This is a genomic window from Paenibacillus pedocola, assembly GCF_031599675.1.
In the GTDB taxonomy this organism is placed as follows: domain Bacteria; phylum Bacillota; class Bacilli; order Paenibacillales; family Paenibacillaceae; genus Paenibacillus_AQ; species Paenibacillus_AQ pedocola.
Genome location: NZ_CP134223.1, coordinates 5,902,839 through 5,915,026, shown reverse-complemented (window position 1 = coordinate 5,915,026; position 12,188 = coordinate 5,902,839). Strand labels below are relative to the sequence as shown.

Below are 12,188 nucleotides of genomic sequence, written 5' to 3'. Positions count from 1 at the left end.
TGGATGATTTACGCCACGGTATATCAAAGCGCGAATACATAGATGAAGTCAACCGGGTGCAGGCTCACCACACAAAGCAGATGCTTACGAGGCAAGTTTTGTACGAAGTAAATCAATGAAGTCTATGCTCACAAAACTCTTGGGAGGTTATGAGATGGAGAACAGCAATAAGCTGGCTTGGACCTGGCGGGTAAAGGAAGAGTGTCTGGAGGAGTACGTGCAGATGCATTTGAATCCTTGGCCGGAGATTCTGGAAGAACACAGTAAGGCGGGTATTACTAATTATTCGATTTTTCAGAACGGCAATCAATTTTTCTACTGCTTTGAATGTGACGACAAGGAAGCAGCCTTTGCCTACATAGCCCAGAGCGAGGCCTGCAACCGGTGGAACGCGATAACCTCTAAGATGGTGGAAGGGTCATTTGATTTCAATGAAGAAACGCCGATGGAGCCGCTTCGAGAGGTATTTTATCTGGAGTAGGAGACACTTCGGTATAATCAATCGTGTTAAACGAATAGATGCTTTACGAGGAGGAGCCTGTACCGGGGCTCTTCTTTTCTTTTATAAGGACACCTAGAATTTTGCTTACCTCTGTCCCGGGAGGGGGAAGAACCCCGACCTAAGACGGAGTACGAAACCCTCCGCCAGGCGGTTTTGACATTACTCAAAAGACACTACACTAAAGCAAGAAAGCGGCAGTTCATACATAACGGATACAGACATAAGAAGCTAAGCTAAAATACTGGGGTGGAAGGGGATTTAGAAAATGACGTGGTTAACAAAATGGTCATTCGGCAATAAGGGGGCTGTGGGTCTTCTGGTCGTCATGGCGCTTGTGGTGGGAATGCTGAGTTATACTTCATTGCCGATGGAATTTATGCCGGAGGCTGATAATCCGCAGGTGACAGTTACCGTACTGGGACCGGGCCAGGATGCTCATGCCATGGAGAGTAATGTGACGAAGCCGATTGAGGCGGCAACCTCAGCGGTGAAGGGCAAAACCGAGCAGATGTCTACTTCCGGTGACGGGTATGCCCAGGTGGACATTTATTTTGACGGAAAGACCAATATGAAGGAAGCGGCGCAGGAGGTTGAAAAAGCCGTCGGCGCATTGCATTTCCCGGAGGGAGTCATGGACCCCTTCATCGTTCAGCTTAACACCTCGATGATTCCTGTCAGCCAGGCGACCCTGTCTTTCGAGGAGGGGCTCACTAAGGATAATCTGGCGATCGCCGAGAATACGATCATTCCAGAGCTGCAGAAGATAGACGGGGTAGCCAGTGTAGCGCTCTACGGCAAAACCAGCCCGCAGGTCAATGTGAAGCTTGATCCGCAGGCGATGGCAGCCAAGGGAGTGTCTACCGCCCAGGTGCTGGGACTGCTTCAAGGCCGCAGCGTGTCGGCATCCATCGGTGAGCAGACCATTGGCGGCCAGACGGGTAATGTGAACGTTGTGTCCTCGATTGACAGCATCGATACACTCAAGAAGCTTCCTGTAGCTGCCGGCGTGACCCTGCAGGATATTGCTGCCGTGGAAGCAAAAGTAGACCAGGAGAGCGTGAGCCGCTCGAACGGTAAGGATGTGCTGTTCGCCGTAGTCACCAAAGAAGCGGGTGCCAATGCGGTTGATGTAGGTGAGAAGGTACGTGACACTGCAGACAGTATAAATAAAAGTGTAAAAAATGCTGAGCTCTCCGTGATCTTCAGCACCTCCGATATGGTGGTCACCTCGGTTAACAGTATGATGCGTGAGGTTCTGCTCGGCGCTTTGTTCGCAACGGTCGTCATTCTGCTGTTCCTGCGCAATATCCGGGCTACGCTGATTACGGCTGTCTCGATTCCGCTGTCTCTGGCCGTGACGCTGTATCTGCTTAATGTTTCCGGGATTACTTTGAACATTGTCACACTGGGCGGGGTGGCCGTTGCGGTCGGACGTCTGGTCGATGACAGTATAGTGGTAATCGAGAATATTTACCGGAGGCTGCAGAAGGAGCCCCTTTCGAAGGATCTGGTGGTCAGTGCAACCCGTGAGGTAGCCAGAGCGATTACCAGTTCGACGCTTGCCACGGTCGCGGTCTTCCTGCCGATGGGACTGCTGCGCGGCGGCCTGCAGGCCTTCCTGCTGCCGTTTGCCTTAACGGTAACCTATTCCTTGCTCACTTCGCTGGTAGTCGCGCTGACCGTGGTGCCACTTCTGAGCTCATGGCTGCTGCGAGGTTCGTCGATGAAGGAGCATGAGCCTGCCAAGTGGTTCAGCCGTTTCTTAGAATGGAATCTTCACCGCAAGTGGATTACGCTGACGCTGGGTCTCGTACTGCTTGTCGGTTCGATTGCCGCTTACATCAATATGCCTAAGGGTGCGCTTAATGCTTCGGATGCCAGTATGGTAACCGTTCAGCTCGTCTATCCCAACGATGTGCCGGTAACGGAAGTGCTGGAGAAGGGCAAACAGCTGGAGCAGGAAATGATGGGCCAGCCGCAGGCGGAGACGGTAATCATGCAATCCGGGAACAGCGCGGATTCGGCCAGATGGGGCAGTGTAACCTCGCTGACTCAGGTGGACTATACTGTAATGATGAAGGAAGATGCTGATGCTCAAGCTTTCCTTGACCATATCCGTGGTCTGCAGGACAGCTATGCCGGGGCAACACTGACGGCGAATGAGGCCAGCATGATGGGCTCTACTTCAACGAGTGAATATGTGGATATCGTCGGTGATGATCTCGCCGTAATTAATAAGGTTGCGAAAGAGGCGGCGTCCAAAATAGAAAGTATAGAAGGCGTGGAAAAGGTCAGCAGTAATATGGAGGATACCAAACCGGTATTTGCCTTCAAGGTTGATCCCGCAGTAGCCAACGCCCAGGAAATCTCCATGCAGCTGAGCGCAATGCTTAACCCGGTTCCGCTGGGTCAGATGGAGCTCGATGGTTCTCCGGCGGCCGTCTTATTGGAGCCGGTATTGAAACCACAGTCGCAGGAGGATCTCCAAAAGATCACCATTATGACCTCCGGCGGTCCGAAGCAGCTCTCTGATGTAGCTTCTCTGGAAGTCACAGATCAGCCGGCCATGCTCTATCATAAGGACGGCAAGCCTTATGTGCGCATTACTGCAGAGGTTGATCCGAAGAAAGTGTCGGCGATCGGAGCCGATATCAAAAAACAGACGGACAGCATTACGCTGCCGGATGGGGTAAGCTTGTTTGCCGGAGGCGCTTCAGCCGATCAGGCCGGAGACTTCAGCGATCTTGGAATGACCGCGCTGATCTCCATCGGTTTGGTGTATCTGATTATGGTGCTGACCTTTAAGACACTGCGTGCACCGCTGGCTATCATGTTCTCACTGCCGCTTGCGGCCATCGGTGCCATCATAGCGCTGATTATTTCAGGCGTTACTCCTGACTTCACCGCCTTGTTCGGTGCGCTGATGCTCATAGGGATCGTAGTCACGAATGCGGTGGTACTGATTGACCGGATTAAGCAGAACGAGGAGCATATGCCGATCCGCGCAGCTATTCTGGAAGCAACCGGCACACGGATGCGTCCTATTCTGATGACGGCCATTGCCACGGTCTGCGCCATGCTGCCGCTCCTGTTCGGTCAGTCCGAGCAGGGAAGCATCGTCTCGCAGAGTCTGGCGATTGTAGTCATCGGCGGATTAACCGCAGCAACCTTGCTCACGCTGCTGGTTGTACCAGCCATTTATGAGCTGCTGTATTTCCGCAAATCTGCCAAGGAACGCAAGCAGGCTGTCAAATCCGGAGCTGCCGCTTAGGCAAGGCCTGTGCAGTAACTCCTAAATATCGCAATAACTCGAAGAGCAGTGCGGAATGTCCGCACTGCTCTTGGTTGTTTGCTTGCTATTCCTCCCTGTATAAGTTCTGTTACGTTCAGTGATTGCCACTAGCCGTCTAGTTTCCTGTACTCTCATAACGGGAAAGTCCGAAGCGGAAGATGCCATACGCAGCCGCTGCGCTGCCCAGTGCCGCGACAGGAGCGAGCATCCACCAGCCGGACCATTCGCTTTTGCCGAAAATATAGGTTGCCGGGTAGAAGCTAATGAAGGCATAGGGGAGTACAGTCGAGACGAACACGCGAATGGCCTGCGGGAACAGCGTGAGCGGATATTTGGCCAGATCAGCCAGATTATGCACCATCAGCGGAAAGGCATTGCCGGCGTTCCTGATCCAGAAGGCGGCCGAGTTGGCAGCCAGATTGATCGATACCCGGATAATCACCGCTGTAAGGAGGAGCAGGAGGGTGATGATGATTTTGCCCAGGGTCCAGTGGATATGCCCGTGAACCAGCGATTGCCAGATAATCACTCCGCCGATGAGCAGGTTCCCAAGGCCGTTGATTCCGATACCTGTACAAAAGACCTGCAGCACTACAGGTACCGGCCGCAGCAGATAGCGGTCCAGCTCACCCATATTTACCAGTCTGCCCATCCGCCAGGTGCCTTCAAAAAATAACGAGCCCACTCCCTCGGTCACAAAAATCATTGCATACATAAACGTTACTTCCCAGAACTGCCAGCCGTTGATGTCGGGAATCCGGTCATAGATCACCCAGAGGAAGACAAAACCCAGCACCTGTGTTAGCGCCGCTGAGCACATTAAGATGTAGAAATCTTTATTATATTCGAGAATGGCTTTGAGCTGCTGCACGTACAGCCTTCTGTACAGATAGAACATCCGTGACACCCGCACCGGCCTTCACTCCTTTCGTCTTAGCCTCCATGAATCGTCACCTGGCGGACCGCCCAGTTCCACATGCATTTGCCGGCGATCCAGAGCGCAATCCCCCAGAAGGCCTGCAGTGCGATCAGCTTCAGACTTTCCATGGTACCGGCCTGCTGCAGAAAAATCATCGTTGGCGTATGAATGATACTCTGAAACGGCAGCCATAATGCCAGCCGCTCCAGCCAGTCCGGAAAAAAGGCCAGCGGCACAAGCGCCCCCGACAAAAGATTAGTGACCGCAATCCGGGTCCAGACGATGCCCATCGAGCCGGTAGACCAGAAGCACAGCAATGCTGCCAGATACACAACGCCGAATTTCACCAGAATCGCCCCAAGCAGGCTTAAGGCAAACAGCACATATACGAGCAGCGAATGCGGAAGAGTGATCCCGGACAGAAAGGAAGCAAACAGAATCAGCAGGATGGCGCTCATTCCGCCTTCGAGCAGGCTGGCCCCAAGTGTTTCTGAGAAGCGGGCGGTCTGGAAATCAATCGGCTTCAGCAGGTCCACGGCAACGCTCCCGTCGAGGATTTTACCGGAGATGGCCGTTTCGGAGTACCAGGAGAGCACGGAATTGGCCAGAAAAGTGACCAGCAGATAGGTTTTCATCTGATCCCAGCTATAGCCTCCGACCTCTGCCCGGCCGCTGTAAATCCCCTGCCATAAAAAGTAGATCGCCAGCAGATTCACGGTATTCGCCAGGAAACCGATGACGTAAGAGGTGCGGTACGCCAGTACATTTTGCAGGGAACGGTTGGCAATGCTTCTATACTTCTTCAAATGGATGGCAGACATGACTGTGGCTATACCTCCTTATTGGCCGCTTTGATTCAGGTCCAGATTTCCGTCATACACGGCTTTGATGACCTGTTCGATGTTGGCATCCTCCATCCGGAAGTCAATGACCTCCCCATGCCGCATTACCCGGCTGACCACATCGCTGGCAGTATATTCATACCGGTCAAAAGAGACGGAGAACTCCTGCTCACTTTGCAGCTCCAGCTTCATTCCCTCGGTCTGTGCCAGCTGTTCGTAAAGCTCCGGCATCGGGGAGCCCACCTGAAAGAAAATCACCCGGCTTTTGGCAAAACGCGATTTCACCTCACTCAGGCTGCCGTCATAAATGATCGAGCCGTGATCGATGATAATGAGCCGTTTGCACAGGTCTTCGATGTCGCCTAGATCATGGGTGGTCAGCATCACGGTAGTCTGCTGTTCCTGATTGATCTTTTTGATGAATTCGCGGATCTTCTGCTTCACGGAGACATCCAGGCCGATCGTCGGTTCATCCAGATAGACAATGGGCGGGTTATGTAAGAGGGCGGCGGCCAGATCCGCACGCATACGTTGCCCCAGGGAGAGCTTGCGGGCGGATAAGTGAATAAATTCACTCATACCCAGCAGTTCAATAAACTGGTCGAGATTTGCCCGGTACACGTGATCGGGGATCTGGTAGATATCCTTCAGCAGCGAAAATGACTCCACAATCGGGATATCCCACCACAGCTGGGTGCGCTGGCCGAAGACGGCACCGATCTGGGCGGCGTTCTCCATTCTTTTTTTATACGGATTGATACCGTTTACAGTAATACTGCCTGCAGAGGGCATCAGTATTCCGCTCAGCATCTTGATCGTGGTGGACTTGCCGGCACCGTTCGGCCCCACATAGGCGACCGTCTCGCCGGCTTCAATGCTCAGGTCCAGCGGCTGCACCGCGACCTTGGTAATGTTCCTAGGCACAAGCAGATGCTTGAGCGCACCTTTTAGCCCCGGTTCCTTCACCGCCTGCAGAAAGGACTTCGACAGTCCTCTGGCTTCAATAATACTCAAGGATAATCCTCCTTCATCCTGGATTGTCATCTCTCAAAAGACATGTTCAATAAATATAGCATTAGGCTAATGTCGAAAACTATCAGATTAAATCGATAACTGAAAAATAATATTGGACCCTAGCGGATGCTGCGAAAAAAAACGGCTCTCCAGCGGTCCTTAATCCAGACCGGGATAGCCGCCGAGTGTATTGGAGAGACGCAATAGTTCGGTCTAGCGCTGCTTTTTTTTAATGAAATACATGTAGATGAAGAAGATAATAATAAAAAGACCTGAATACAAGGCGGGGCGGTTCAATTTGTGCTCTGTAACAGCTATATAGCTGAGCTGGATGATCTGAAGAGCTAACAGCAAACCTAGAATTTTTTCGTATAACTGGATTTTCATCGTATAAACTCCTGATAAAAGTTGTTTGCTAAAGAGAGATGCTTCATATAACCACACCTTTTACCGCCAAATTCATCTTCTCCAGAAAAATCAGGTATTCGTACTTCAGGCTGTCCATTTGCTGGTTGGATTGATTGAGCTGCTGAACAGTCTTGTCCACTTCAGCGAGTGAAGCCAGACCCTTGCTGTTTAAGGTACGGATATCCTGCAGAGCCTGCTCATACCGGCTATAGTCTTCGATTAATTGGATGCTCCTCTGGCAGAGGTCATTGGCTTCTTTTTTGTAGTCCGCGAGTTTCAATTCCAGCTGCTGCTGGAGGATAGTTCTCTGTGCCAGCTGGCTGGACCAGAGAACGTGATAGTAATTTTTGAGCTCAGTATCAGAGGGTAGAACGGCATCATAATTATCCTCGGCCAGCTTCACTTTGGCATCCTGTTCTTTTAGCTCCAGATTATTCTCAATCCCGATAACGGTACTGAAGCTTCCCGGCTTTGGAATTGCAGGCAGAGAAGGAGGGGAGAAAATAATCTCGCTGAACGCAGACAACCCGAGCTCCTGCTTAAAAAGCTCCTTTTGTGCCTTCAGACTGCCCGAGTCACGTTCAATTGCTGTTTCCTGCTGCTGCGCCTTAACTTGGGCGGCCTCCAAATCCTTTTTAGGGAGAAGTCCGGCATTATATAGGGCAAGCGCATCATCCGCCTGCGTGTCCCAATATTGCTTGTCCTTTTGCTGATACTCAATATTCATTTGTGAAGAGCAGAGCTGGTAATACTTCTGGATGGTGTCATAACGGACTAACGCCTCTGATTTCTGTATTTCTAACCTGCTGAGTGTCTGGTTACTCTCAAGGGAGCGCAGCTGATCGCTGTATTCTATAAGCTGGCTGTTCTTTAGCTCCTGGTTGTAGCTGTTCTGGCTGACGGTTTGTGCCTGTATCCATTGATTAATGGAAGTGTTAATCATGATTTGCAGGGTGATCGATTGTTGAACGCCAGCCTTATCCTCATCGCTTAGTTGATCATAATTTGGAATACTCTTCAAAAAATCATTAAAAGAGACAGAAAGTAGGCTGCTTGCTGCAGTGACGTTCTTATCCTCCAGCTTTTTCTTCACGGCGGTAATATAAGACAGCTGGGCGTCGTTCTCGGCCGCTTTCCAATTGGAAAGTTTGAGATCGGAATAATGATCCAGCGCAAGCTTAATGGCTTCGTCTAAAGAAAGAGTCTTGACGGTGGCAGCCCCGGCAGATTCGGCAAAGACTGCCCGGGGACCCGATGCAATCACAATTAAGCAAACCAATATAAATAGCAGTGTCTTCTTAATCATACGCAGCAGTTCTCCTCTAATCCTTAAGATTAATCTTCTCAAGAATGAAATCAATGATTTTTTTAGAATCGGTAATCACAGAAGCGTTGGCCGTCATCCCGATACGCAGCTCTCCGCGTTCTCCCCGGCGGTTAGTGAGCGGGCTATTGGGAATAGTGGCTTCTGCCAGGTAATAGCTTAGACCGTCCTGCTGAACAATTGAATCTGTACTAATAGAAGTAATTGTTCCCCGAAGGGAGCCGAAGCTTTGTTTCGGGAAGGCTGTAAAGCTTAAGTCCACCTTGTCGCCTACAGATATCTTTCCGGCTTCGGCGTTGGGGACGGCAAGGCTCATCTTGTATTTCGATTCATTGGTAGGGATAATTGTAAGTAGGGATTCCCCGGCTTGTACCATATCTCCAATGGTGGTATCTTTCAAAATATTGACGATACCTGCTATCGGAGCAGTGAGAACTGTCTTCTCCTGACCGAGTTCAAGCTGCTTCACATTCTCCTGCAGGGCAGTCAGATTCTTCTGCTCTGCTTCAATCGAGGCATGGATCTGCACGATCCGGTCCAGCTTAAGTTTCTCCAAAGCCGTTTTTTCAGTCGCCAGATTAAGTGCCTGCTGTTTGTTCAAATCCTCCTGCTTGCCGGATAACTGCTGTTCCTGCAATTTAATCGCCTCCCGTTCGGATGAAGGCGTATCCTTGCCTTCATTCAACAAATCCAGGCTAACCTGTAATTCTTTTAACTCTTGAGCGTAACTGGTAATGTTACTTTGCGTCCCTAGCAAGGACTCCTGCTGGTATTGGCTGGTCTGCAGCTGAGCTGCCTGATACTGCTGTTGCGCTGTATCTATTTGTGATTTAGACATCAGACGTTCACCCAGACTTGCGGAGCGGTCATAGTCGACTTTTTTTTCTGCGGCAAGGTTTGACAACTGCTTATATTTGATTAAATATGTATTATATTGTTCTGTCCGCTTAGAGTCGGAGACGGGCAGCAGATTGCGTCCGGTCCGGATAGACTGCTCAAGCAACTTTTCATTAGTCAACTCGGTATTAAGCAGGTTCTCTTTTCTTTCCAGCTCCTGTTTATCCAGCAGTGATTTTGTCTCGCTGGCATGAAGGGTGGCGGATAGTGTTTCCCGGGAGCCGCTGTTCTCATGAACAGCCGCTGCAAGCTGATCATTTGTCGCTTCAAAGCTCTGTTGCTGAACGTTATAGTCCAGAAGAAACTGCTCCACCATATCACGGTAATACGCCTCTTCGGTCTTGCCCGCAGAGAATAGATTGTGCAGATCATGTATGCTTTGCTTATAACGCTGCAGATACTCGATTTTACGGGTTAGCTTGCTCAGCTGATCATGCTGCTGGGCCAATTCCACATCTAAGTCCTTATGTTCAAAGCTCAGGAGCTTCTCACCGCGCTGAACCGTCATGCCTTCACGGATATAGATATGTTCGACTTTGCCGGTTTGCGCGGGTTGAATCGTGCTGACCTTTTCGTTGGGTCTGACAATGGCTGATGCTTTGGCAACTACATCCATCTGTCCGAAGAAGGACCAGGTGAAAGCGGCTGCCAGTAGGATAAGTACAATGAATATAAAGATGGAAATCACAGGGTTGGTCTTGGACTCCATGATTTCCCTGCTGTCTGACATTTCCGAGAGATCGTGAATGATTCCGCTCATCTGCTTATACCTCACCTATTCCTACTGCATAATGGATCTGCTGTTCTTGTTTGCTATCGATTCCAGGCAGCTGATCTTTCCACAACCCGTAGTATTTTCCACGATTATTCAACAAATCCCCATGCGTTCCGTGTTCGGTGATCCGTCCATGCTCCATTACATAAATTCGGTCACAGCGCATAATCGTGCTCAACCGGTGGGCAATGATAATGGTCGTCATATTTTCAAAGGCATTAATCGTCTCAGATACCGCTTTTTCCGTGGTGGAGTCCAGATTACTTGTAGCTTCATCCATGATGAGGATATCAGGGTGTTTTAAAATTGCTCTGGCAATAGCCAGCCGCTGCTTCTGTCCTCCGGATATATTAGCCGCATTCTCCTCAAGCATTGTGTTGTAGCGGAGCGGCAGCTGATTGATGAAATCATGCGCCTGGGCAGTCTGGCAGGCCTGGATAATCTGTTCCAGCCCGGTGTCATGTTCCATTCCAAGGCAGAGGTTGTCACGGATCGTCCCGCTGAAGAAAAAAGTATCCTGAGAGATATAAGAAATCCTCTGTCTCAGGCTGTCAAGATGAATATCCTTGATATTGATGTTATTAATTAAAATTTCACCAGCTTCATGTTGATAAAACTGCATGATTAGCTTAATCAGAGTCGTTTTACCGGATCCGCTTTCGCCGACAAAAGCGATTTTTTCGCCTTCTTGAAGATGAAGATTGATATCTTGAAGGACCATGGAACGTGTGCCGTAGCGGAAGCTGACATTGCTGAATTCAATATCACCCTTTAAGGAAGCAGGTTGAAGCTTTTGATCCTCGTCTTCGTGTTTTTCCGCTTCCAGATCTAGAATCTCTCCCAGTCTGTCAGCAGCCACCACGGCTGTTTGCAGAGTAGGCTGCAGGTTAATGAGATTTTGTATAGGGTCCAGAAAGTATGCCAATAGGGAATTATATGTAATAAGCTGTCCCATGGACATGTGGCCTGCTATGACTTGGCTTGCGCCAACCCAGAGAATGACGACACCGCCGATTAATTGGACAAATCCCTTAAGGGAGCCTTGGACATTATTGAAAATTCCAAAGCTGAATACCGATTTTAAGAAGGAAATGAATTTCTGTTCCGTTTCGAACCCGACATTTCTTTCCGCATTGTATGCTTTGACTGTTTCTATCCCATCAATGGATTCCACCAGATAGGAAGTGAGTTGGGCGTTTTTCTCCATCTGCTCTCGGTTTAACCGGTCGAACGGTTTGTGGAAGCCCCACACCAGGGCCAAATAAAAAGGAATCATCAGCAGGGTTACCCCAAAGAGCAGGGAACTTTGCGAATAGAGGATGAACCCGCCGGCGATAACCATAATAATGTCGATCATTAAGGTTAAGGTGGCACTGGAGATTGCATCACGCACTTTGGAAGCATCCATCAGCCTGGAGATAATTTCGCCAGTCTTACGGGTACCGAAGAAATTCATCGGCAGCTTCAAGACATGATGGTAATAGCCGAGAATCAGTGAGATATCCAGCTTCTGGCTCAGGGTAAGAAGGATGTGACTACGGAACGAATTAAGCAGAATTTTAAAGATATATAGAATTATCACCCCGGCTGAGATGATATTAAGAGTCTTTTTTAGGCCAAAGGGAAGGATCTCATCGATTAAGAATTGAAAGTAGAATGCTGAAAGAATACCCAGCACAGTATACAATATGGATGTCAAAAAAATTCCGAGCAGCATGCGCTTTTGCGGAATCAACAGCCCGAAAAACCGGGCAAACAGGCCCTTGGTCAGGTCACCTTTTTTAAATTGGGGTGTGGGCACCATCAGGATCAGTATACCGGTCCATATTTGAAAAAATTGCTCCGGTGTAAATTTCACAATACCTTTACTAGGATCGGCGATGATGACTTCTTTTTTTGAAATTTTATGAATGACAACATAATGAAGGAATGATTGATCTATTATGACATGGGCTACGGCAGGGAGAGGGAAGTTATCGAAGAAGGCCTCTTGATTTCCTTTTACGGCTTTTGCTGTAAATCCTAATTTCTCGGCAGCTTTTACAATCCCATAAGCATTGGTACCCATCTTGTCGGTTCCAGCAACTTCGCGTATTTTCGTACTTGGGTATTTGAGCCCATATTGTTTGGAAATAGTGGCAAGACATGCTGCACCGCAGTCTGTAGCGTCCAGTTGTTTATAACAGTAGAATTTTTTAAACAGGATGAATCCCAC

8 protein-coding genes are annotated in these 12,188 nt (G+C 49.4%); 2 read left to right on the top strand and 6 right to left on the bottom strand.

The genetic code is table 11. From position 1 onward, the window contains the following. The first annotated feature begins 154 nt into the window (after positions 1–154). A complete protein-coding gene (locus QU597_RS26315; RefSeq protein WP_236334840.1) occupies positions 155–481 on the top strand; it encodes an L-rhamnose mutarotase in 327 nt (108 codons plus the stop codon). A gap of 286 nt (positions 482–767) precedes the next feature. Further along, a complete protein-coding gene (locus tag QU597_RS26310; RefSeq protein ID WP_310830456.1) occupies positions 768–3,773 on the top strand; it encodes an efflux RND transporter permease subunit in 3,006 nt (1,001 codons plus the stop codon). Between the two features lie 136 nt (positions 3,774–3,909). Here QU597_RS26310 and QU597_RS26305 read toward each other — a convergent pair whose 3' ends face one another. The 6 genes from QU597_RS26305 to QU597_RS26280 all read right to left on the bottom strand — a co-directional run bounded on the left by QU597_RS26305 (position 3,910) and on the right by QU597_RS26280 (position 12,176). After that, positions 3,910–4,707: an ABC transporter permease gene (locus tag QU597_RS26305; RefSeq protein WP_310830455.1), complete on the bottom strand. Its 798-nt coding sequence runs from the start codon at positions 4,705–4,707 to the stop codon at positions 3,910–3,912. Between the two features lie 20 nt (positions 4,708–4,727). Beyond that, positions 4,728–5,534, bottom strand: a complete 807-nt coding sequence (locus QU597_RS26300) for an ABC transporter permease (protein WP_310830453.1) — start codon at positions 5,532–5,534, stop codon at positions 4,728–4,730. Between the two features lie 18 nt (positions 5,535–5,552). Next, positions 5,553–6,569 carry an ABC transporter ATP-binding protein gene (locus tag QU597_RS26295; protein ID WP_310830451.1) on the bottom strand — a complete coding sequence of 339 codons (1,017 nt, stop codon included), beginning with the start codon at positions 6,567–6,569 and terminating at the stop codon, positions 5,553–5,555. A gap of 430 nt (positions 6,570–6,999) precedes the next feature. Continuing rightward, the gene (locus tag QU597_RS26290; RefSeq protein WP_310830449.1) at positions 7,000–8,283 is read right to left on the bottom strand and encodes a TolC family protein; all 1,284 of its coding nucleotides are present in this window, start codon (positions 8,281–8,283) and stop codon (positions 7,000–7,002) included. A gap of 16 nt (positions 8,284–8,299) precedes the next feature. After that, positions 8,300–9,958, bottom strand: a complete 1,659-nt coding sequence (locus QU597_RS26285; protein WP_310830448.1) for a beta-barrel domain-containing protein — start codon at positions 9,956–9,958, stop codon at positions 8,300–8,302. Between the two features lie 4 nt (positions 9,959–9,962). Continuing rightward, a complete protein-coding gene (locus QU597_RS26280) occupies positions 9,963–12,176 on the bottom strand; it encodes a peptidase domain-containing ABC transporter (protein WP_370656284.1) in 2,214 nt (737 codons plus the stop codon). Positions 12,177–12,188: the final 12 nt, after the last annotated feature.